Origin of the sequence: Pseudomonas sp. MPFS, from assembly GCF_022537035.1 — a bacterium.
GTDB classification, from domain to species: Bacteria; Pseudomonadota; Gammaproteobacteria; order Pseudomonadales; family Pseudomonadaceae; genus Aquipseudomonas; species Aquipseudomonas sessilinigenes.
Genome location: NZ_CP066123.1, coordinates 411,509 through 433,735 on the forward strand (window position 1 = coordinate 411,509; position 22,227 = coordinate 433,735).

Sequence of the window (22,227 nt, forward strand, 5' to 3'; positions counted from 1 at the left end):
GGTAGCGCGGCGATCCGGCCGGTAGCCATGCACCCTGAATGGGTATCTTGTTGTACCCGGTGCGGTCGTCGCCGCACCTGTTCAGGACATAAAGGGCAGCTTGACACGCTGCCTCTGATTGATCCGCACCAAAGCGACTTGCTCAGTTCCGAATACGACCATTTACTGAGTCTAGAAGAGGCTGGGAAAGCCGGTGGGATGGGGCGCGCACTATGGAACGAAACCGGAGGGTCCCGAAGTGACTTCGGTCAGTGTTTGTGGCGGGGAGCCTACCCCCGCCACCCACGATCAGGAGGAACGCGCGCGGCGCTGGGCGTAGTGCTGCACGACCAGGCGCCCGATCAGCGCCAGCAGGGTCAGGCTGATCAGCAGCACCGAAATGGCCGCCACGCTGGGGTCGACGTTGTCCCGCAACCCGCTCCAGATCCGTCGGGGCAGGGTGTTGACGTCGACGCTGGTGATGAACAGGGTCACTGCCACCTCTTCCCAGGACAGGGCGAAGCTCAGCAGCGCGGTGGAGAAGATCCCCAGCTTCAGGTTCGGCAGGATCACCAGGAAGGTGGTCTGCATCAGGCTGGCCCCCAGGTTGCGCGAGGCCAGTTCGATGCGCCGGTCTACCTGGCTCAGCGCCACCAGCATGGTCACCACGCCGTAGGGCACCACCATCACCACGTGGGCGATCACCACCCCGGGCAGGGTGTCGTAGCCCCAGCCCGGGGCGATGCTGCCCAGCTTGGTTTCCATGAAGTACAGCACCAGGGCCGAGATCACCGGCGGGATCGCCATGGGCAGCAGCACCAGGCCGATCAACAGGGTCGCCAGGCGTGAGCGCAGGTACCAGATGCCCAGGCTGAAACTGACCGCCAGCAAGGTGGCGATCAGGCTGGTGGCCGTGGCGATGGCCAGGCTCTGGCCGGTGCTCGACAGCCAGTCGGGGGTGCTCAGCAGGGCCTCGTAGTGACGCAGCGACCAGTTGCCCTCGGGCATCGACAGGTAGCGCTTGGCGGTGAAGGACACCGGGATCACCGTCAGCAACGGGAACAGCATGAAGGCCATGGCGATCACGGCGATCAGCCGGGTACTCAAGGCAGTGCGATGTGTATTCATAGTGACCTCAACCCACCAGTCGATTGACACGGGTGATGCGCATCAGCAGCCAGATCAGCGCGCTGACCAGGGCCAGCAGCACCAGGCTCAGGGCCGCGCCCAAGCCCCAGTTGCTGGTCTGGAACATCTGCAGGAACACGTACTCGGCGATCATCACCGTCTGTCCGCCACCCAGCAGCACCGGGGTGATGAAGAAGCCCAGGCAGAACACGAAGACCATGATGAAGGCCCCCAGCAGCCCCGGCAGGGTCTGCGGCAGCAGCACTTGCCAGAAGGTGCGCAAGGCCCCGGCGCCCAGCCCGCGGGAGGCCAAGAGGACCCGCTGGTCCAGCTGGCGCATGCTCGACAGCAGCGGGAACAAGGCATAGGGGATCATGAAGTGGAGCATGCCGATCACCACCCCCAATTCGTTGCGGGTCAGTTGCAGGGGGTGTTCGATCCAGCCCAGGGACAGCAGGCTGTCGTTGACCACACCGTTGCTGCGCAGGGCGATCAGCCAGCCGAAGGCCCGCACCAGCACTGAGATCCAGAACGGGATGAACACGCAGATCTCCACCATGCGCTGCCAGAACGGCGGGCTGAAGACCCAGCAGTAGGCCAGCAGGTAGCCGATCGCCAGGGCCAGCAGGCTGACGGTCAGGCACAGGCGCAGGGTGCGCAGCAGCATGTCGTGGATTGCCGGGTCGCTGGCGATGCGCTGGTACTGCTCGATGCCGGGTTCGGGCAGGGTGAAGCTCCAGCTCACTACGCCGACGAAGGGCAATAAGTAGAACAGCACCAGCAACAGCGGCAGCGGTACCAGCAGCAGGCTGCGTTCCAGGCGCGCGGTTTGGGTCGCACTCATGGTCGGCGCCTCACTTGGACAGGTGGGTCAGGTACTGCTCCAGGGTGCTGGAGTAGTGATCGGCGTACCACTGGGTGTCCAGCAGGATCTGCTTCTTCATGTTGGCTTCGGACGCGCAGTTGAGCTCCAGCTGCTCGGGGCTCATCAGCTTCTGGGTGGCCGGGTTGGATGGGCCGTTGCCGAGGATCTCGAACAGCTTGAACTGGCCCGCCGGCTGCAGGGCATGCTGGATGAACTGCATGGCCGGGGCAGTACCTGCCGGGTTGTCGCTGAGCACGGCCCAGCTGCTGTTGGTGAGGAAGGCGTTGTCATAGCCCCATTTGATCCGGCCACCGCTGTCCTCGCGCAACAAGGTGGCGCGGGTGTGCCAGAGCACGCCCATGGAGGCTTCGCCTTCGATCATCAGTTGCTGGCTTTCCGCGCCCGAGCCCCAGAACGACAGGACGTGGGGCTTGAGTTCGTCGATCTTGCGCAGGGCCCGTGGTACGTCCAGCGGATACAACTTGTCGACGGGTACGCCGTCGGCCAGCAGGGCGGCCTCGAGCATGCCGTTCATCCACTTGTAGAGGGTGCGCTTGCCGGGGAATTTCTCCACGTTCCAGAAATCCGCCCAGTCCCTGGGGCCGTTGTCGCCGTATTTCTCGCTGTCCCAGGCCAGCACGTAGCTGAGCATGTAGCCGGCAATCCCGTAGTCATGGCTCATCCCCGGGGCTACCTGGTCGCGCTGCACCACGCTGTAGTCCAGGGGTTGCAGGATCTTCTCGCGGCCCAGGTTCAGGGCGCTGTAGCCCTCCATGTCCACCACGTCCCAGCTGGGCCGGCCGCTGGCCAGTTGCGAGCGTACCGCGCCTTCAGTGGGGCCGGCGCCGTCGATGCGCACCGGGATGCCGGTGCTCTTGGTGAAGCTGTCGGTCCAGGCCGTGCGGAAGGCATTCAGTGCATCGCCGCCCCAGTTGACCAGCACCAGGGGCTTGTCGGCCGACCAGCTGATCCCGCTGCGCAGGGCCAGGGGCACGGCCGCCAGCAGGCCCATGGCCTGGACGAATGTGCGGCGGCTGATCTGTCCGCCACGGGCTTTTTCGATGAGGATTTCGATGCAGTCGCGCTGGTGGTGCTGGCTCATGGGGGCAAGTCCTCGCAAGGCCGGTGCCCGAGGCGCCAGCCGTTGATTGTTGTTGTTCTGTACGAAAACCGGGGTGGTGGTCCTTTGTAGGAGCCAAGCGTGCTCGCGATGGTCGTGAACGTTACGGGGTCAACGCAGCGCTCTGCAGTCCTTCGCGGGCAAGCCTCGCTCCTACAATTGCCTGACTGATCGCGGGGCTCAGGCTTCCAGCAGGAAGCTGTGGCGTACCGGCCAGCTCAGCCACACCGGGGTGCCGCTGGGCAATCGGGCGCCGGGGTGATCGCCGGGTACCGAGAGGTTCACCGGTGCCAGCTCCGGGGCGATGTCCAGTGCCAGATGCGTGCTGGAGCCCTGGTAGACCCGTTCGCCCAGGTGCGCCGGCAGCACGTTGTGCTCACCTGCTTGCGGTCGTTCGGTGTGCAGCGTCATGTGCTCGGGGCGTACCGCCAGCAACTGTGGCTGGCTGCTCAGTTCCCCGGGAAGCGCGGCATGCAGGGCGACGTCGCCACAGCGGCCACTGGCGTGGCTGCCATTGCGGGCAATGTCGCGCAGCGGGAACAGGTTCATCTTGCCCAGGAACTCGGCGACGAAGCGGTTGCTGGGGCGGTCGTAGATGTCTTGGGGCGAGTCGATCTGCGCCAGGCGTCCCTGGTTGAAGATGGCGATGCGGGTCGACAGGGCCAGGGCTTCGCCCTGGTCGTGGGTGACGAACACGAAGCTGGTGCCCACCTGGCGATGGATGCGCTGCAGCTCGGCTTGCAGTTGTTCGCGCAGGTTCTTGTCCAGGGCCGAGAGCGGTTCGTCGAGCAGCAGCATGTCCGGCTCGAACACCAGGGCCCGGGCGATGGCCACCCGCTGCTGCTGGCCACCGGAAAGCTCGGACGGTTTCTTGTGCAGGTGTGCGCCCAGGCCCACCACTTCGAGGATGTGCTTGACCCGGCGCTGGCGTTCCTCGGCCTTGACCCCGCGGATGCGCAATGGGTAGGCGACGTTGTCGGCCACGCTCATGTGCGGGAACAGCGCGTAGCCCTGGAACACCATGCCGTAGTTGCGTTTTTCCGCCGGGCGCCGGCTGATGTCGACACCACGCTCCATGAGCTTGCCGGCGCTGGGGGAAAGGAAGCCTGCGAGGATCATCAGCAGGGTGGTCTTGCCTGAGCCGGAGGGGCCCAGGAGGGTGAGGAATTCGCCTTGGCGAACGTCGAGGTCAATGCCGTCCAGGGCAGTGAAATTGCCGTAATACTGGCTGATTCCTTGGGCACTGAGTTGAGTCGAAGGACTGCTGGACACTACAGAGTTCTCCTGCGGAAACCGACCTGCGCTGTGGAGTTTTTATTGTTGGAACAGCAGGCGGTCGGCTCATTATTGGCAAAAGCAACGGCACATCAATGGAATAATTTTTGCCTCATTGGTGAGTGAAATTATCCATTGGCCAGGGGCCGCTGCTGCCTTCTCCCAGGTTCAAGGCTTGATCAGCAAACTGTCGGTGATGCCTTGGGTGGTGTTTTGCAGCTGGTATTTAAGCCACGTCGAAAAGGCCCGTACCGCCGGCCTTTCAGCCTTGGCCGGATCGATCGCCAGGAAGTAGCCGCGCCGGGCGCTGATGGCGATATCGAAGGGTCGTACCAGCAGGCCCCGGGCCAGGGCATTGCCACTGAGCAGGCTGTCGCCGATGGCCACGCCCTGGGCGGCGATGCACGCCGACTGCGCACAGTGGGCGTCGGAGAAGGTGATGCCGCTGTCCGCGTCGATCTGCTCGACCCCGGCAGCGGCCAGCCAGGCGCGCCAGTCACTGGTGTCGTTCATGTGGATCAAGGGCAGGCCGGCCAGGTCCTGGGGCGTCTTCAAGCCGCCGATGGCGTTGATCAGGCGCGGGCTGCATACCGGTGAAAAATGCAGGGTGAAGATCGGCTCCACCTGCAGCCCGGGCCAGTCGCCGATGCCGTAGGTGATGAACAGGTCGGCCTCGGGATCGCTGGTATCGTCCCAGGAGCGCGGGTTGACCACATGCAGCCGTACCTCGGGGTATTGGCGCTGGAAGCTGTTGATGTGGTTGCACAGCCAGAAGCTGGTAAACCCCGGGTTGCAACTGATGCGCAACTTGCCGGACACCGCGGGCCCATCGAAGAGCCGGCCGGCGTCCTGGATGTCGGCGAGGATGCGCCGTACCTCGCGGGCATAGCACTGGCCCTGGTGGGTCAGGCCGATGCCGCGCCCGACCCGTTCGGTCAGGGCGAAGCCCAGGCTCTGTTCCAGGCTGATGATCTGGTGGCTGATGGCGCTGCGGGTCAGGCTCAACTGCTGGGCGGCGGCGGTCACGCTGCCCAGCCGGGCGACCGCATCGAGGGCGCGCAAGGCGCTGATCGTGGGAAAACGCATACAACCTCCGGAGCGGGTGGAACGGGTCTTCGAATGCGTCCGGCCTGGTGTGTCCAGGCGCTTGCGGCGCATCAGGTCGCGCCGAAGTATGGGTCGCGCCAGCGTGGCATTGGTTAGTTTTTTTGACCATTGCTGGCGAAATAATTTGATTGATGTAGCCAGCGCTTCACCAATACTGGCCCTCGATCCGGGCTGAGCCGACCGGACCATTCCCATGACAACAACAGGTCCGGCTGGCCCGGGCGGGCGCCGAGGCGCCCAGCGCGCGACTGGCCGGGACCTGGATAACCAGGAGTGCCGAGGATGTCCCGCTACAAAGAATTCGCGCTGGATTGGGTCGAACGCCACCGCCAGCAATTGTCGGACTGGCACCAGGTGATCTGGCACTACGCCGAGCCGGCGTTTCGCGAGTACAAGTCCAGTGCCTGGTACGTGGCGTTGCTGGAGGCCGAGGGCTTCACTGTCGAGCGTGGCAGCGGTGGCATGCCCACGGCCTTCTGCGCCACCTTCACCCAAGGCCAGGGGCCGCTGCTGGCCACCTATGGCGAGTACGACGCAGTGCCAGGCAACTGCCAGGCGGCCACTACCCGCAAACAACCGCGCGACGGTCTGTCGCGCTTCGCCCCGGGGCACACCGACCCGCACTCGGCCCTGGGCATCAGCGCCCTGGGCGGGGCCCTGGCGGCCAAGGCGACCATGGTGGAATTCGGCCTGCAGGGCAGCATCCGCTTCTTCGGCGAGCCGGCGGAAAAGCTCCGTGCCTCCAAGCCGGTACACGCGGCCAAGGGGTATTACGACGACCTGGATGCGGCCATCAGCTTCCACCCCACCTACATGCTGCCACTGAACAACACCACCACCTGGGACACTCACTGCGGCATTGCCTACGCCTACATCTACAGCTTCACCTGCGAAGAGCCGGAGCAGTGGATCGCCGCCGATCGCTACAGCCCGATCCCGCAGAACCATCTGGCGGCCCGGGCCCCGGGGGCCAACGATGCCCTGGTGCATTTCTATACCCTGAACGAAAGCCTGCGCCGCTCGACCCTGCCGTTCACCGGGTTGTGGAGCTACAACGAGGCGATCCTCACCGCAGGCCAAGCCACGGCCGACAACCTGCCGCCGCACTTGTCGCAGATCCAGTACCTGCTGCGTTGCGACTCCATCGAGCAGGCCGAGACCATTTCCCAGGTCATGGACAACAACGCCGCCGCGGCGGCCATGGCCACCGGCTGCCGCTGGAAGAAGACCTGGGTGTGCAAGTCCCGCGGTGGCCTGCCCAACCATGTCATGGCCCAGGCCACCTACGACAACCTGGCGGCGGTGGGTGCCCCGCAGTGGAACGAAGAAGCCTGTGAGATCGCCCGCCAGATCCAGCGCAATCTGGGCCTTGAGGCCATGGAGCGGCCCTTCCTGCCGGCCACCGAAGCCTTGATCGAACCCCAGGAGTGCGAGCGCCAACTGCGCCTGCAAATGCCGGCCTGGCAGAACTACCTGACCTCCGACGACTACCCGGAATACACCTGGCACTGCCCGACCGTACGCTTGCTGGTGGCCCGGCCGATGCTCAGCGCGCCGCCGGGGACGGTCTATCCGGACTGGGTCTCCAACGCCCTGGGCGGGATTCGCCAGACCATCGACCCGATGATCGAAGTGGCGGCCAAGACCATTGCCGCGACTCTGGTGGACTTGCTCACCGACGAGGCATTGCTGGCGGCGGCCAAGGCCGAGTTCGTCGAGCGCACGGGTGGCGGGATCGGTGGCAGTCGCTGGCAGGCACCGCTGCTGCCCAAGGACTTCCAGGTGCCCCACGACTTCCGCTGGCCGGAGTACATCAGCACGGCGCGGGGTGAGGAATGGTGGATTCCGGCGCGGGCCGACGAGTAGCCGCCGGTGCCAGGGCGAGGGGGCGTTATGCCGCTTCGCTCGGGCGCTTATGCACAATGGATGGGTTTTTTGGCCAGGCAGATGACGAATCTGTGGAGCCATTCTCATCTTTTTGCAACTGGCTGTTTTTTCGGGATTTTATTTTATGAACAAAAAATGACCAACTGCGGATTGCGCTTGCGCATCCCGTAATCACGGGCATTCTCAAGATTCCATCAACAGACTTATCCACAGGTAGCGACGTCCTGTCGCAGAGGCATGCAGCCTGCTCGTCTAGCCGATGGCGCTGGGCCGCCGGGAGGCTAGATCGAGCACGCTGTGGTCATGCCGGTGTGATGTGTCCAGGCCGGCACCTACTCGGTCCTTGTGGCCGGAATGGACAGTTCATTACGAAACAGGTTGTGTGGGTCAACGGCGGCTTTGAGGTTGGAAAGCTTGGTGATGAGCTCGGTATTCCAGCCGTAGTACAGGTTCAGCCAGTTGGGGTCTAGCGCGCCGGTGTCGGTGTACTTCATGTCGACATCGGGGTAGTTGATGTAGCAGCCATCGTAGGCAGGTCTTTGCGGCTTGCCGCCGTGCACGGCGGTGAAGATGTTGCGAATCCAGGCCAACTGCACCGTGTCATCGGCGGCATGGGTCCAATAGGTCTGGTATTGGGCCTTAAGCAGCGAGCTGCGTTGAGGAACAGCAGTGGTGCCCATGCCCTTTTTGTTGATCGCCCCGCCGTAGGAATCAATCTGCACCAGCGACTGGCTGAAGCGTTTGTCTGGCGTGGCTTCGGTCAAGTGCGTCAACAACGCGTTGCAGGCCTGCTCGGAGAACTGTTCGACCTGATAGTCGGACTTGTATTTACCCCGTTGATTGTTGCCTGAGCCGTTGATCATTTGAGTGACGTACAGCCAGTCCATCGCCGTGTGTTGAGCGGCTGCTCCTTTGAATTTCCTGCCCGCATGGGGGTGCCTGAGCGGGGCAATGTTCGGCTCGATGAAGCCGTCATGCAGGGTCGGCGTCAGGCCCGCCGCGGCATTCATCTTGTTGATGAAATCGTTGAGCGGTATGTCGTTGGCGCCACCGACCTGGCCATTGGGGCCGGTGTACTGGATTGCCAGCACCACATGGTCGGAGGTGTCCACGTGGTTGAGTTTCAACAGGGTGAACAAGCCACCGTTGCCAATGCCTTCCACCGTGCTGGTTGCGGCGGCGTCGTTATCGGCGAACCACTGCCAATAAGCTCGCAGGAAGTTCGAGAAGTTGGGGATCAGCTCTTTCCACGGGTAGGCCAGGGGAATCCAATAGGCTTTTTGTGGGGCTTGGGGCAGTTGGTCGAAGTAGTAGCCGATGATGATGCCGAAGTTGCCGCCGCCGGCTCCGCAACAGGCAGTGAACAATGCCTTGTCGTTGTTCGATGGGCTGTCCGCGCGAACATGCCGGAACTCCAGTTGCCGCGAGTTTTCCACAGGTACAAGAATGTCGACGCCAGTGACCCAGTCCACGGTCAATCCCTGCAGGCGCGATAACAACCCATAACCGCCACCGCTGATATGGCCGCCCACGCCGACCGAATAACATGAGCCGCCAGGAATGGTGCGCCCGGCCTGCTTGTACAGCGACAGGTAGCCGTCCCAGTTCTGGTTGCCGGTCAAGATCATGAATCGATACTTCTTGTTCCGGCTGTCCCAGGGAGAAGTGATGGATTGGCTTTCATCGTATTTCAGGCCTTTCATTTCCCCCACGTCGATAATCGCCAGGTTTTCTGTCTCGCCGTTTAACTTGTTGGAAACAAAGCCCTCGTAGCAGTGGCCGCCACTGCGTGCCGTGATGCGATAGCCCTCACTCAGTGCGGTATTGGCTGCGGCCAGAACTTCATCGGGTGTCGTACACACATAAATCCGCTGTGCGCCCTGTTCGATGCTGGGCGGCCAGCGCAGGTTGAAACCCTTCTGCAGGGTTTCATAAGTGTGCGCCAGGTGGTCTATGACGTTCATGGATAACTCCCTGTAGGTGATGGTGAACCTGGCGACTTCCTGTCGAAAATGACCGCCCTGGTTGCGTCGGATCGGTTGCCCGAGCGCTGCTTGTGGCCAGCACGCCTAGAGACTAGTAGCTGCAACGAACTTGGTTTTTCTTTCGTGGGGGCAAGTGCAACCAGCAAGGCTCGGGGCAGGCCCAGCGGCGGGTTATCGGTGTTCTGCCAGCAACAGCAGATTGCGCGGGGTCAAGGAGGCCTGGCAGAAGGTTCCCAGGCGTACGGCATACCCCTGCTCTTGCAGGAACAGCGCCCGGTCCAGCACCAGCCACAACTCCAGGGGGCGGCGGAACAAGCCGCGCAGCAGTTCCAGGTTGCGTACCTGGGCCAGGCGTTGCCAGCCAGCGGCCTCCAGTGCCGGCCAGTCCTGCTCGCCCACTGTGGATAATTCTTTCAGCCTTGCCAGGTCGCGGCAGTAGTCGGCGAACGGCTTGTCCAGCCAGTGACTGGGCAGCGAGGGGGTGGGCAGGTAGTCATCGACGCCACGCAGCTGGCGTTGCAGCAGGTCGAAGGCCAGGCGGCGGGCCATGGAGGTGTCGCGCTGGCGACGCACGCGGGCGCCGGCGGTCACGGTTTCGCTCATGGGCAGGGCCAGGTCATCCACGGACAATGCCAGCGCAGAGGCCTGGGCGGCTGTGGATAAACCCTGGTAGTGGCTGGCGCTGGTGCGGTTGTAGCAGCACGGGGCGATGGCCAGCTGTGGACAACCCTGCTGGCTGGCCAACTGGATCAGGCGCACATGCAGATCGCCGCAGGCGTGCAGGGCCACCGGGGCGCATTGCGGGTTCAGGTGCGATGCGGCGCCTGCCGCCAGCACATCCTGCTGGAGATGACGGGCGGACAGGGCATGGTGTTGGCTCAGTTGTTCGCCGCTGGCCACCAGCGCTGGGTCGTATTCCAGGCAAGTCAATTGCTGCCCGGGCTGGAGCAGGCGTCGGCCGAGGTGGCCCTTGCCGGCGCACCAGTCGAGCCAGTGAGTAGGTGTGCGGTCGAATTGCAGGCGGGCGGCGAAGGCCTCGATCTGCTGCCATTTGCGCCCGGGCACATCGACGCTCAGGCGCTGGCGCATGGCTGGCAAGCCTGCACCAGGCAGTTCTGCCACGTTGCCCAAGGCCTGGGACTGGGTGGCGAGTTCGGCGAAGGGCGCAGGTGCGTCCAGCTGTTCAGGGTGGTTGTGGGCCGCCTCGGCGTCCTCGAGGGAGCGTTGCCGCAGCCATTGGGCAAGCCCGGGATGCCGGGCTTCCCAGGGCAGTTGCAGGTGGTGGAAGGGGCGCGGGCGCCACAGGTCCTGGTGCTCCAGGAGAAAGCTGTCCAGGGCCTGGAAGCGAGTCAGCAGGGCGGGGCCTTGGAGAGTCGGGGGCATGGCGTGGCGTCCGGGACAGGCCCGCTTCCAGGTGGAAGCGGGAGGGACTCAGCGTCCCTGGCAGGCCTCGACCCGCAACCAGCGCTCCAGCAGCTTGAAGCCGCGCACCAGGATGTAGGCCATCAGCAGGTAGAACAGCCCGGCGGCGAAGAAGATCTCCACCGGCAGGTAGGTCCGGGCAATGATGGTCCGGGCCATGCCGGTCAGTTCCAGCAGGGTCACGGTACTGGCCAGGGCACTGGCCTTGAGCATCAGGATCACTTCGTTGCTGTAGGCCGGCAGGCCGATGCGCGTTGCTCGCGGCAGGATGATGTAGAACAGGGTCTTGGGCCGGGACATGCCCAGGGCCCGTGCCGCTTCGATTTCTCCAGGTGGAATGGCCTGGATCGCGCCCCGCAGGATTTCGGCGATATAGGCCGCGGTGTGCAGGGTCATGGTGGCGGTGGCGCACCAGAACGGGTCCCGCAGGTAGGGCCACAGGGAGCTTTCGCGCACGCTGTCGAACTGCGCGAGGCCGTAGTACACCAGGAACAGTTGCACCAGCAGCGGCGTACCGCGGAAGAAGAAAATGTAGGCATAGGGCAGGGCGCGCACGTACCACAGGCGCGACGAGCGGGCGATGCCCAGGGGGATCGCCAGCAGCAGGCCGGCGATGACGGCGATGGCTACCAGCTCCAGGGTCAGGGTTGCACCCTGGGCCAGCTTCGGCAGCCACTTGATGATCACTTCCCAGTTCATTGGGCGCTCCTTGCGAAGCCGCGAGCGGCGCGTTTTTCCAGGAAGTGCATGCCGATCATGGCCAGGATGGTCAGGCCCAGGTACATGAAGGCGGCGACCATATAGAAGGTGAACGGTTGCTTGGTGACGGTCACGCCGATCTGCGCATGGCGCATGATTTCTTCAAGGCCGATCACCGAGACCAGTGCGGTGTCCTTCATCAGGATCATGAACAAGTTGCCCAGGCCCGGCAGGGCCACGCGCCACATCTGCGGCATGATCAGCCGGGTGAAGATCCGCCATTTCGACAGGCCCAGGGCCAGGCCGGCCTCACGATGGCCCTTGGGAATGGCCAGCAGCGCGCCACGGAACACCTCCGTGGCATAGGCGCCAAAGCACAGGCCGAGGGCGATGACCCCGGCGGAGAAAGCGTTGAGTTCGAGGTCGGGGTTGCCGAGAAACTCCCCCAGGGCACGCATGCCGTTGACCGTGCCGAAATAGATCAGCAGGACCCAGAGCAGCTCCGGAACGCCACGCACTACGGTCGAATAGGCGCCGCCCAGCCATTGCAGGGGCCTGTAGGGCGAAGTCTTGGCCAGGGCACCGGCCAGGCCGAGCACCAGCCCCAGGCACAGCGCCGAGAGTGCCAGTTTGACGGTCATCAGCGCGCCAGCGGCGAGCGCCGGGCCGAATCCGTAAAGGTCGAGATTCATGGTCTAGTCATATCGCAAGGCGTTGCAGAGGAGCGGCGCACTCAGGGGAGTGCGCCGGCCAGGCAGTTCAGGATCATTCGATGCTGAAAGGGAAGTACTTGTCGTTGATCTTCTTGTAGGTGCCGTCGGCCTTGATCTCGGCCAGGGCCTTGTTCAGGCGCTCGCGCAGTGGGTCGCCCTTGCGCACGGCGATACCGATCTTGTCGCTTTCCACCACAGGCTCGCCCTTGAACTCGAAGTTCTGGCCGTCCTTGCTCTTGAGCCATTCGTACTGCACGTACTTGTCGGCGAGGATGCCGTCCAGGCGACCGGAGAGCAGGTCGAGGTAGGCGTTTTCCTGGGTGTCGTAGAGCTTGATGCTGACGCCGTAGTCGTCTTCCATGTTGCGGTCGTCCAGCCAGGTGCCAGCCAGGGTCGCGCGCTGGGCACCGATCACCTTGCCCTTGAGGTAGGACTTCTCGACCTTGAAGTCGACCTTCTTCGGTGCGATGAACTGCAGCTTGTTGGAGTAGTACGGATCGGTGAAATCCACCGCCTGCTTGCGCTCGTCGGTGATCGACAGCGAGGACACCAGGAAGTCGAACTTCTTGGCGTTCAGGGCCGGGATGATGCCGTCCCAGTCGGAGGTGACCACTTCGCACTTCTCGACTTTCATCTTGGCGCACAGGGCGTCGCCGATGTCCTTGTCGAAACCGACGACCTGGCCACTGGCGTCCTTGTTGTTGAACGGTGGGTAGGCTGCCTCGATGCCCATCTTCAGGGTCTCGGCGGCAGCGCTGGCGCTGAAGGCCAGGGTGACGGCAGCGGCCAGGAGGATTTTCTTATAGCTCTGCATGCGTTTAGCTCCGTTAGCGGTTGCTGGACATGAATTGTTTGCAGCGTGCCGAAAGCGGGTTCTCGAAGACCTGCTGCGGCGAACCTTGCTCTTCTACCAGACCCTGGTGCAGGAACACCACTTCGCTGGAGACCTGGCGGGCAAAACTCATTTCATGGGTGACCAGCAACATGGTGCGGCCTTCTTCGGCCAGGGCGCGGATCACATTGAGGACTTCCTGGACCATTTCCGGGTCCAGGGCCGAGGTCGGCTCGTCGAACAGGATGACCTTGGGTTGCATCGCCAGGGTCCGGGCGATGGCGGCACGCTGCTGCTGGCCGCCGGACAGTTGGGCCGGGTAGGCGTGGCGCTTGTCGGCAATGCCGACCTTGGCCAAAAGGGCCTCGGCGCTCTCGATGGCCTCGGCCTTGCTCTGGCCCAGCACTCGGCGTGGCGCTTCGATGATGTTGTCGAGCACCGTCATGTGCGGCCAGAGATTGAAGTTCTGGAATACGAAACCGATCTCGCTGCGCAAGCGGTTGATCTGCTTGCCATCGGCGGCTATCAGCTCGCCGTTCTTCGCGGCCTTGAGCTTGAGCTCTTCACCGGCCACCAGGATCTGGCCCTGGTGCGGGTTTTCCAGCAGGTTGATGCAGCGTAGGAAAGTGGACTTGCCGGAACCGGAGGAACCCAGGATCGATATCACGTCACCGTCGCGTGCGGTCAGCGAGATACCCTTTAGTACCTCCTGGGAGCCGTAGCGTTTGTGCAAGTTGCGGATTTCAAGCGCGGGCGTGGCCTCAGCCATGTGCGGTCCTCATAGAGTTCATTGTGCTCCTGCTGTTGGGCTGCCTTCCTGGCGAGGCGCCAAGCTAGCATAGGGTTCGAATCGCAGCCAACAGCACTGCCGGAGGTAAACGGGGGGCATGTGACAGGTTGTCGCATCGGCACAGCTGACTGTCGCCCCATCAACAACCGAACGCCCGTTTGAACCCTGAATCCGGCGGGTGTCGCGTAAAAAAAGGCGCGATGGTGCCAGCTTTGGCCGGGTGTTGGAAGGGTTAACGGGCCAAAGGTCATCGATCCGCTTCTTAATTGGGCATTCGCTACTTTCCGGGTGTGTTTCTGGTGCGCGATTTCGCTCTGCAATTGGGTTGCCTGGTAACGCCGTGGCGAAATGCCATTGTTCTCAAGTACTTGCGAATCTCCGCCGGTCGGTTGGCCAACCCGCGATGCCTGGGGCTCTGTAACATTTTGGCGCAAATCTTGCGTATGAAATAAAGCACGCCCTGTTGATTTCTTTTTACGAGAACGAATGCAAGCCGGGTGGAGTTAGTCTTTTTTCGTTGCAAAGGTGCTTTCCATGAGCGGTACGCAACTCTCCAATGACCTCGAACAGGGGCTCAAACCACGGCATGTGACGATGCTGTCGATCGCTGGCGTCATCGGTGCCGGTCTCTTCGTCGGTTCCGGCCATGCCATTGCCGAGGCCGGTCCGGCCGTACTCCTGGCCTATGCCGCCGCCGGTACCCTGGTGGTGCTGGTCATGCGCATGCTGGCGGAAATGGCGGTTGCCTCGCCGGACACGGGTTCGTTCTCGACCTATGCCGACCGTGCCATCGGGCACTGGGCCGGTTTCACCATCGGTTGGCTGTACTGGTGGTTCTGGGTGTTGGTGATCCCATTGGAAGCCAATGCCGCCGCCACCATCCTGCATGCCTGGTTCCCTGGTGTGGCGATCTGGGTCTTTACCCTGGTGATCACCCTGCTGCTGACTGCCACCAACCTGTTCAGCGTGAAGAACTACGGTGAGTTCGAGTTCTGGTTCGCCCTGATCAAGGTGGTGGCCATCATCGGTTTCGTGATCCTGGGCCTGGCGGCCATCTGTGGCCTGTTGCCCAATAGCCAGGTCAGTGGCGTCGCGCATCTGGTCGATACCCAGGGCTTCATGCCCAACGGTCTGGGCGCGGTGCTGGCGGCAATGCTGACCACCATGTTCTCGTTCATGGGGACCGAGATCGTCACCATCGCCGCGGCCGAGTCCCACAACCCGGGCAAGCAGATCACCAAGGCCACCAATTCGGTGATCTGGCGGATCGGCCTGTTCTACCTGGTGTCGATCTTTATCGTCGTGGCCCTGGTGCCATGGAACGACCCAAGCCTGGCCCAGGTCGGTTCCTACCAGACTGTGCTGGAGCGCATGGGGATTCCCAATGCCAAGCTGATCGTCGACCTGGTGGTGCTGGTGGCTGTGACCAGTTGCCTGAACTCGGCGCTCTACACGGCCTCGCGCATGCTCTTCTCCCTGGGCAAGCGTGGTGATGCGCCGGCTGCCGCCAAGCGCACCAATGCCAGCGGTACGCCTTATTGGGCGGTGATCCTGTCCACTGCCGCAGCCTTTCTCGCGGTATTCGCCAACTATGTAGCGCCGGCTGCGGTGTTCGAGTTCCTGCTGGCCAGTTCCGGTGCCATTGCGCTGCTGGTGTACCTGGTGATCGCGGTATCGCAATTGCGCATGCGCCAAAAACGCATGGCCGCCGGCGAGAAAATTGCCTTTCGCATGTGGCTGTTTCCCGGCCTGACCTATGCGGTGATCGTATTCATTGTGGCGATCCTGGGCATCATGCTGTGCCAGCCGGAGCACCAGACCGAGATCCTCGCCACCGGCTTGCTGAGCATCATCGTGGTGGTTGCCGGGCTTCTGGTGGCGCGTCGACGCAAGCTGGAGCGCAACGGTGCCCTGGCCTTGAGTTGACAGGTTGAACGCTTGAGAGCAGGAAAAGGCCGCTGCCAGCATTGACAGCGGCCTTTTTTATTGGATTTGAGACTTGTTACATGGCGTTTCGTGGACAGCATGCAGGCGAAATAGTAGCCTGCGCGCTCTTCGATAAGAGCTCTTGCGTGCCAGCGTGAGAGGAGCTAAGGAATAGCGCTGTAGTACAAGGGATTGAACGCTTGTCGGAACTTCGGATCCGTTGCCACCTACCTTGCACCTGCTTCGCCTTTCCTGCTCCTGACTTGTCTGCGCCTGTCTTTGGCGTGGCCGATGGTCCCATCTCGAAGAACTGAGCATTCAGGTTCCAATGGTGATCGCCCGGTCATTGGTTCCTCAATATGGGGCGGCAAGGAGACGCGCATGGCGTTCACTAAAATCATCTTCAAAAACCCGAACACCGGAGCCATCAAGGAAGCGCCAGTTGGTTTTTCCTGGACCGTGTTCTTCTTCGGCTTTATCCCGGCTCTGTTCCGCGCCGACTGGAAATGGGCAGCCATCATGTTCCTGCTGTCCATGTTCACCTTTGGCCTGAGCAACCTGGTGTTCATGTTCATTTACAACAAGCTGTTCGTCCGTGACCTGATCGGTGCCGGCTTCAAGGCCCAGTCCATTGCCAGCGGCGACCTGAACTTCGCCAGCTCGCGCATCGGCATGGAAATCCCGCGGCTGGAAGCGGCCTGAGTATCGGGCAGCTCTCGTAGCTGAAATGCAAAAGGGCGCATCCACTGGATGCGCCCTTTTTTCATGCCTGCCGGCAGCCCTCAGCCTTTGTCGCTGAACAGTGCCTGGGAAGCGGCGACATAGTCGGCCTGGAAGGATTCGGACTCGATCCAGGCCAGCGCCGTGGCTTCGTCGGCCTCGGTGGACCAGTTCCGGTATTCGATCAGTGCCGCGAGGATGAAGTCGGTGGCGCCTTCTTCGCCTTCCTGTTCGTACACCAACTCCAGCAGCGGGTCCGCCAGGAATGTCGCGCACATGGCTTGCTGGCTGGTTTTCTCGGCTTCGCGCATTTTCACGAACAGCTCGGTCAGGTCCACCGACTCGAAATCGATGCGGCTGTCGTTGGGGTCCAGGTCCAGCTCCGAGGTCGGTGCAGTGCGCTTGGCGCGGTTTTGCTTGGCCTTGGTTTTCGCCCGCTGGGCCCTTTTCTGTTGCTTGTTCGCAGATGCCATGGGCGTCTTACCTTGTTGCCTGAAGGTGTATCGCATGGGGCGCCGCAGGGTGGCGCCCGGTCAGGCGGGCAAGGATGCCAGTAAATCGAGGGCGGGGCACCTGCCATCGGCCGGGAGGTGCCGTCCTGGGCCGCTCAGGGGCGAGGGACGATGCGCCCAGGGCTGCGGCTGTCCAGCTCGCCGTGGCGCAGCCAACCCAGCATGATCGGCCAGAGCCGGGTTTCGAAACGGCTGTGGAAGAACGCGAAGTGGCCGACCTCGGTTTCGCCGATGTCTTGCGGGGAAATGCGCAGGTGAGTGCGTGGGCTGTTGTGGAAATAGCCCAGCAAGCGCTCGATGGCGGCCACGGTGCCGAACGGGTCGTCGCTGAGGCTGATGGCCAGGATCGGTGCCGTGACGTGGGCGAAGGGCTGACCATTGCGCTCGGCGGCGATCCTGCGGCCGCTGGGGCGTCCCTCGTAACGAGGGTGGGGAGTGCTCCAGTCGCTGACCACCCCGGCCGGCGTATCCTCCATCCAGCCCAGGCGTTTGCCGGGGAAGTAACCGTAGAGGCGTGTCAGCAGGGGCATTGCCAGGTGCCATTTGCCCAGCATGCGCCAGCGCACTTGTGGGGCGTAATCGCGCCAGTAGGCGAATTGCGCCCCCATGGTGGCTATGCGGCGGATTTGTCCAGCCGACTCGCCAAGGCCTGCCGCGCAGCCGCCGAAGCTGTGGCCCACAATGTCGATCGGTTGCCCGGGAAACTCTCGCTGGGCGCGTTTGAGCATGGCCTCGAAGTCCAGGGCGCCCCAATCCGACCAGGAGGCCTTGAAGCCCTTGAGGGCCGCTGGGCGGGATTCACCGATGCCGCGGTAGTCATAGGTCATGACGTCGAAGCCGTGGGCGAACAGGTAGTCGGCGAAGCGGAAGTAATAACGGCAGCGCACCGAGGTGGCGGCGCTGATGATCACTACCGGGCGCTGCGGATCAGGCTGGGCGTGGCGCCAGGCAAAGCCGCCAATCAGGAAACCGTCTGCGGCCGGTTCGTTGAAACTCTCGCTGGGGCCGCTGGCAGGCTCGACCTTGGCGGGGTCCGAGACGGGCTGTTCGGGGGGTGACAGCAGGGACATGGGAGGTTGTTCCTGGATGGCCGGAGTGAGGGGTTCAGGTTCAGCGGCGGCGTTTGTCGGTGCTCATTAATAACCGGCCAACCCACAGCGCGGCAACTGCCAGTGCGCCCAGTAGCACAGTGGTGGTGCCCTGCCAGAGCAGTTCGGCGTAGAACTGGGTGGGCTGCAGCTCCAGGCTATAGGCGAGCTTCGGGCCGGCGCGGTTGCTGGTGACAATCACGCCCTGGCGCACCGCGCTCCCCAGGGTCCAGCCCAGCAGTGCAGTGAGTGCCAACAGCACGCTACCGATCAGCAGGAATACCCAGGCCCCCCTGCCAGTCTTGCCGGGCTTGGGGTGGGGCAGGGGGATTCGGGTTCTCTTCTGGTTCACGCGAGCAGTTCCTTGGCGGTCGGATGGGCGCGAGCCACAACTTTACTCCCATGCGCCGCCATGGGAATAATCCGGGCCGGCCAAGGCCGGGTATCCCTAGACGTCAATGGAGCCTTGAGCATGGAAGTGAAGCACCAGATGAGCCCGGAACAATGCCAGGGCATGGACGATATCCGCCGGGAAATCGACACCCTGGATCGGGCGGTCATTGCGTTGCTGGGCGCGCGTTTCAAGTACGTGCTGGCCGCGTCGAAGTTCAAGACTTCGGCGGCCACCGTACGGGCCGAGGAGCGCTTCAAGGCGATGCTCGCCACCCGCCGCGGATGGGCCGAGGCCGAAGGCCTGAGCGCGGACGCGATCGAGAAGCTGTACAGCGACTTGGTGCAGCATTTCATTGCCGAGGAGATGAAGCATTGGCAGGCGGCGCAGGCGCCTGCTTGAGGTGGTAGGTCGGTGCCCGGTGTTGAGCGGATCGTGTTGCGCCCAGACGCGCGCTTGATCTGTATCGGTGCGGGTATGCTGGCGGCTTTTTCTTGATCGATCAGGAACGACAACGATGCAATTTCGCTCATGGACAGGGCTGGCGCTGGCGGCGCTATTGGTGGTGACCGGGCAGGCGCAGGCCAGCGAGCCCTCCTCGGTGTACTTGCGTTGCACCATGACTCCCGAGCAATACGCCAACGCCATGGCGGCGGCGCCACGCCCGGCGATCTCCTATGGCGATTGGCAGAAGTGGTTCGACAGCAAGGACATGTACGGCTCGGCGCGGGTCGATGCTCAGTGGTTGCAGGATTCCGGTGCGCGCAGCCTGCAGGAGGTGGTGCAGATCTGGGCGGGGCAGGGTAGCGCTTCGCACTATGATCCGCGCACCGGCCGCTGGCAGTTCGCGTTGCTGGAGTTCACCGACAACTACGGCGAGATGATCCAGCTGCTGGCGCCCTTGCGTGGCGTCGCCGCCTTCTGCCAGCCCGACTCCGACAGCTTCCTGTTCATCTACTCCTACATCTGGGGCGATGGCGACAACGCCTACCTGGCCCTGGACCAGGGGCGCAGCCGGTTCGCCGGCGGACCGACCCCGGCGCAGCGGGCCGAGGCCGATGCCGCGCTCGAGGGGCTGATGGCGTCTGGGGCGGACTGAGTCGGCCTTAGGCGCCTTTGCTCAAGCCATGGTGCCGAATCGGTCTAAAACCGCCGATCTCGGGGCGTACACTGACATTTGGGAGCTTGAGGCGGGCCGGCTGTGCAAGGCTGCCGTGGCTTGGCCATTCGAGATGCAATAGGGGAGGCCCGGGCGCTACCGATCCTGGGGCTGGAGGCTTGATGGTGGCGTCCCATTGCAGTGGTTCGAAGCGAACCCGGGAGTGGTCATCATGAAATGCTCTTCCATCGGTGTCATGTCGGCGCTAGCCGTGTTGCTGCTTGCGTTGGCATCGCCCAGTGCACTGGGCGCCGTCGCCAGCAGCGAGCCGATCGATCCGGCCGGCGTCCAGCTGGTGCCGCAACAGCAGAACGGTATCGCCTATCTCAGTGGCGGGATCGGCCTGGACGAGTCGCGGGCTATCCAGCAGGTCAGGGGCTACAACCTGCACCTGACGTTTTCCGTCGGCCCGCAGAACCAGTACACCTCGGATGTGGACGTGGCGATCGAGAATGCCCAGGGGCATTCCCTGCTGAACCTGGCCGGGGTAGGGCCGATCGTCTATGTGCAACTGCCCCCCGGCAAGTTCCAGGTCGTCACTACCCGCAAGGGCCTCGAACGGCGTAGCACGATCGATGTCGCCGCTAGCGCCCGGCGCGATCTCAACGTCCATTGGGATAGCTTTTGAGCGCGGCCCTGGGGGCTTGAACCTGACGTAGCGTGAGGATTTATGCTGTCTTCAATCATTGCTCGGCATGGATAGGCAGGTGAGGAATGTTGAAGATCGGTGAACTGGCTCTCAGGGCTGGCGTTACAGTGCGCACCTTGCATCATTACGATGGGCTGGGACTGCTTTCTCCATCCGCACGCTCCAATGGCGGTAGTCGGCTGTATTCACCAGCCGACGCCGCTCGTTTGGGGCGTATCCAGTTGCTCAAGCAGGGCGGGCATTCGCTGGACCAGATCAAGCAGATGCTGCAAGCGGACAGCCTGTCTCCCGCAGAGCTCATTTCCCGGCAACTCGAATCCCTGGCTGTGCAGCAACGCCAGATCGAGAAGCTGCGCGTGCGCCTGCTGAGGCTGAACCAGACGGTGTGCAAAGGTGCTGTGCTCCTCGGCGTCGACTGGATCGACAGGCTGGAGATGCTGGTGCTGCAAGAGGAGGTCTTGTCCGAGAGCGAGATCGCTGCCTTGCTGGCTGTAGAGGAGCGGCTGGACGATCTTGAGCGGGACTGGGAAGTGCTGGTGGCCGATGTCCAGTCAGCCATGGCGGCGCAGATGCCAGATCACTGTGCGCATGCGCAGGCACTGGCATGGCGCTGGATGCGCCTGGTGCACTTGACCGTCGCAGAGGATACCGGGCTGGCCTTCAAGCTGACGGCGCTCCAGCGCAACTCCCGGCGAGCGCAGCAACTCAATGGCATTCATGACGCCATGCTGGATTGGGTCATGACGGCATTCACACATGCTCGAGTAGCGCTATTGGGCAACTACCTGACCCCCACCGAGCAGAGAGACCTGACCCGGCGCCAACTCGAGCATCTCTGGCAGTGGCAGCCCTTGATCGCGCTGGCCCGCGAGCATCAGCGCAACGGCCTCGAAGCCGCATCCCCTGGCATGCAGGAACTGGCTCGACAGTGGTGGGGGTTGTTTCGGGCCTCCCATTACGGTGACGACCCGGAGCTTGAGCGCAAGGTGCGCCATGCCTATGAGCAAGAACCTGGCCTGAGTCGATACACGGGCCTGGACGACTCGCTGTCGCAATTCATCCGCCGCGCTCTGGCGCTGATCTAAATCGTGTTGCCGAACTTTCAATAGGGAATTGATCATGGAACACAATGCTGTCCACCTGGTTTGCGGGCCCGTGGGAGCGGGCAAGTCCACTTATGCCCATGAACTCTCGAGCGGCGGTAGCGCCGTGGTTTTCTCGATGGATGCGTGGATGGCCAAGTTGTTTGCGCCGGACATTGCGCCGGGCACCACTGTCCAGGCAATGAACCCTGCCTGGTTCGCCGAGCGAGTGGATCGTTGCGAGGCAGTCATCTACTCGATGGCTGGCGAGGTGTTGCGCTGCGGCGGTTCCGTCATCCTCGACCTGGGCTTTCTTCGCCGCCAGCGACGCGATACGGCTTATGCCTTTGCTGCTCGGCATGCCAGCCCGGCCGTACTTCACTACGTCACCGCGGAGCCGGAAGTGCGGCGCAGTCGAGTGGCACGCCGCAATGAACAGCGGGGGCAAACCTACGTCATGGAGATCACTCCGCCGATGTTCGATTTTGCTGAAAGCGTGTTCGAGGCTCCGGAGGCGGAGGAGCTGGCCAGCGCGCGGGTGGTATTCACCGATCGTGAATAGGTGCCAGGTGCGGCGCGCCACTCAAGCGCTCTGCTTGCGCGCTGCCTGATGCTGGCAGTGGGGCGTATCGCGGCCTTGCTGGGAGCGGGGCTCCAGGCCGAATCGGCTGGCAAACCATAGAAAGCAAAAAGCCCGCACTAGGCGGGCTTTCTGTGTGTCTTCAGGTGTGCTTGGCACCACCTGAAAACTTAAGGTGGTGCCCAGAGACGGAATCGAACCGCCGACACGGGGATTTTCAATCCCCTGCTCTACCGACTGAGCTATCTGGGCAACGGGGCGCATTAAACGGGTTTTTCAGGGGGGCGTCAAGCAAGTTTTGAAAAAAAGTTTAATTAT

General features: G+C 63.0%; 22 protein-coding genes and 1 tRNA gene. 8 read left to right on the forward strand and 15 right to left on the reverse strand.

The genetic code is table 11. The features are described from left to right. Positions 1-288 precede the first annotated feature (288 nt). The 5 genes from I9018_RS01775 to I9018_RS01795 all read right to left on the reverse strand — a co-directional run bounded on the left by I9018_RS01775 (position 289) and on the right by I9018_RS01795 (position 5,453). The gene (locus tag I9018_RS01775; RefSeq protein ID WP_241108598.1) at positions 289-1,107 is read right to left on the reverse strand and encodes an ABC transporter permease; all 819 of its coding nucleotides are present in this window, start codon (positions 1,105-1,107) and stop codon (positions 289-291) included. Positions 1,108-1,114: 7 nt separating this feature from the next. Beyond that, positions 1,115-1,951: an ABC transporter permease gene (locus I9018_RS01780; RefSeq protein WP_068589540.1), complete on the reverse strand. Its 837-nt coding sequence runs from the start codon at positions 1,949-1,951 to the stop codon at positions 1,115-1,117. Positions 1,952-1,961: 10 nt separating this feature from the next. Next, complete coding sequence (locus I9018_RS01785) at positions 1,962-3,074, reverse strand: ABC transporter substrate-binding protein (RefSeq protein WP_068589537.1); 1,113 nt, start codon at positions 3,072-3,074, stop codon at positions 1,962-1,964. Positions 3,075-3,272: 198 nt separating this feature from the next. Beyond that, positions 3,273-4,364: an ABC transporter ATP-binding protein gene (locus tag I9018_RS01790; protein ID WP_241108599.1), complete on the reverse strand. Its 1,092-nt coding sequence runs from the start codon at positions 4,362-4,364 to the stop codon at positions 3,273-3,275. Positions 4,365-4,535: 171 nt separating this feature from the next. Continuing rightward, the gene (locus I9018_RS01795) at positions 4,536-5,453 is read right to left on the reverse strand and encodes a LysR substrate-binding domain-containing protein (protein WP_241108600.1); all 918 of its coding nucleotides are present in this window, start codon (positions 5,451-5,453) and stop codon (positions 4,536-4,538) included. A 303-nt stretch (positions 5,454-5,756) separates the two neighbouring features. Here I9018_RS01795 and I9018_RS01800 point away from each other — a divergent pair, with 303 nt between their 5' ends. After that, on the forward strand, positions 5,757-7,340 hold the full coding sequence (locus tag I9018_RS01800) for an amidohydrolase (protein ID WP_241108601.1): 1,584 nt from the start codon (positions 5,757-5,759) through the stop codon (positions 7,338-7,340). Positions 7,341-7,693: 353 nt separating this feature from the next. On the opposite strand, the gene I9018_RS01805 is transcribed toward I9018_RS01800, so the two are convergent. The 6 genes from I9018_RS01805 to I9018_RS01830 form a co-directional block, all read right to left on the reverse strand. Next, entirely contained in the window at positions 7,694-9,325 is a 1,632-nt protein-coding gene (locus I9018_RS01805; RefSeq protein WP_241108602.1) for a BBE domain-containing protein, read from the reverse strand. A 192-nt stretch (positions 9,326-9,517) separates the two neighbouring features. After that, the gene (locus tag I9018_RS01810) at positions 9,518-10,729 is read right to left on the reverse strand and encodes a methyltransferase (protein WP_241108603.1); all 1,212 of its coding nucleotides are present in this window, start codon (positions 10,727-10,729) and stop codon (positions 9,518-9,520) included. A gap of 48 nt (positions 10,730-10,777) precedes the next feature. Further along, entirely contained in the window at positions 10,778-11,467 is a 690-nt protein-coding gene (locus I9018_RS01815) for an ABC transporter permease (protein ID WP_068589516.1), read from the reverse strand. Next, positions 11,464-12,159 carry an ABC transporter permease gene (locus tag I9018_RS01820; protein WP_068589513.1) on the reverse strand — a complete coding sequence of 232 codons (696 nt, stop codon included), beginning with the start codon at positions 12,157-12,159 and terminating at the stop codon, positions 11,464-11,466. Before I9018_RS01820 ends, I9018_RS01815 begins: the two co-directional genes overlap by 4 nt. 73 nt (positions 12,160-12,232) lie before the next feature. Next, a complete protein-coding gene (locus I9018_RS01825) occupies positions 12,233-12,994 on the reverse strand; it encodes an ABC transporter substrate-binding protein (protein ID WP_068589510.1) in 762 nt (253 codons plus the stop codon). 13 nt (positions 12,995-13,007) lie between these two features. Continuing rightward, entirely contained in the window at positions 13,008-13,781 is a 774-nt protein-coding gene (locus tag I9018_RS01830) for an ABC transporter ATP-binding protein (RefSeq protein WP_068589507.1), read from the reverse strand. A gap of 555 nt (positions 13,782-14,336) precedes the next feature. Between I9018_RS01830 and gabP the strand changes: the two genes are divergently transcribed. Together gabP and I9018_RS01840 are read left to right on the forward strand one after the other, a co-directional pair. Then, positions 14,337-15,728, forward strand: a complete 1,392-nt coding sequence (gabP, locus tag I9018_RS01835) for a GABA permease (RefSeq protein WP_068589504.1) — start codon at positions 14,337-14,339, stop codon at positions 15,726-15,728. A gap of 381 nt (positions 15,729-16,109) precedes the next feature. After that, positions 16,110-16,430: a hypothetical protein gene (locus I9018_RS01840; RefSeq protein ID WP_068589502.1), complete on the forward strand. Its 321-nt coding sequence runs from the start codon at positions 16,110-16,112 to the stop codon at positions 16,428-16,430. An 80-nt stretch (positions 16,431-16,510) separates the two neighbouring features. Here the strand turns inward: I9018_RS01840 and I9018_RS01845 are convergent, their stop codons facing one another. From I9018_RS01845 to I9018_RS01855, 3 genes are all read right to left on the reverse strand, one after another. Next, positions 16,511-16,921, reverse strand: a complete 411-nt coding sequence (locus I9018_RS01845) for a hypothetical protein (RefSeq protein WP_068589499.1) — start codon at positions 16,919-16,921, stop codon at positions 16,511-16,513. A 134-nt stretch (positions 16,922-17,055) separates the two neighbouring features. Continuing rightward, positions 17,056-18,030 (reverse strand): alpha/beta fold hydrolase, encoded by a 975-nt coding sequence (locus I9018_RS01850; protein WP_241108604.1) that lies wholly within the window; start codon positions 18,028-18,030, stop codon positions 17,056-17,058. Positions 18,031-18,070: 40 nt separating this feature from the next. Further along, positions 18,071-18,400 (reverse strand): hypothetical protein, encoded by a 330-nt coding sequence (locus I9018_RS01855; RefSeq protein ID WP_241108605.1) that lies wholly within the window; start codon positions 18,398-18,400, stop codon positions 18,071-18,073. Between the two features lie 120 nt (positions 18,401-18,520). Between I9018_RS01855 and I9018_RS01860 the strand changes: the two genes are divergently transcribed. From I9018_RS01860 to I9018_RS01880, 5 genes are all read left to right on the forward strand, one after another. Beyond that, the gene (locus I9018_RS01860; protein ID WP_241108606.1) at positions 18,521-18,841 is read left to right on the forward strand and encodes an isochorismate lyase; all 321 of its coding nucleotides are present in this window, start codon (positions 18,521-18,523) and stop codon (positions 18,839-18,841) included. Between the two features lie 115 nt (positions 18,842-18,956). Then, positions 18,957-19,538 (forward strand): hypothetical protein, encoded by a 582-nt coding sequence (locus I9018_RS01865; protein WP_241108607.1) that lies wholly within the window; start codon positions 18,957-18,959, stop codon positions 19,536-19,538. A gap of 232 nt (positions 19,539-19,770) precedes the next feature. Beyond that, positions 19,771-20,226, forward strand: coding sequence for a carboxypeptidase regulatory-like domain-containing protein (locus I9018_RS01870; protein ID WP_241108608.1), 456 nt, complete (start codon positions 19,771-19,773; stop codon positions 20,224-20,226). Between the two features lie 86 nt (positions 20,227-20,312). Beyond that, positions 20,313-21,332, forward strand: a complete 1,020-nt coding sequence (locus tag I9018_RS01875; RefSeq protein ID WP_124345537.1) for a MerR family transcriptional regulator — start codon at positions 20,313-20,315, stop codon at positions 21,330-21,332. A gap of 34 nt (positions 21,333-21,366) precedes the next feature. Then, positions 21,367-21,891 carry an ATP-binding protein gene (locus tag I9018_RS01880; RefSeq protein ID WP_068589481.1) on the forward strand — a complete coding sequence of 175 codons (525 nt, stop codon included), beginning with the start codon at positions 21,367-21,369 and terminating at the stop codon, positions 21,889-21,891. 194 nt (positions 21,892-22,085) lie between these two features. On the opposite strand, the gene I9018_RS01885 is transcribed toward I9018_RS01880, so the two are convergent. Next, a tRNA-Phe gene (locus I9018_RS01885) sits at positions 22,086-22,161 on the reverse strand. Positions 22,162-22,227 lie beyond the last annotated feature (66 nt).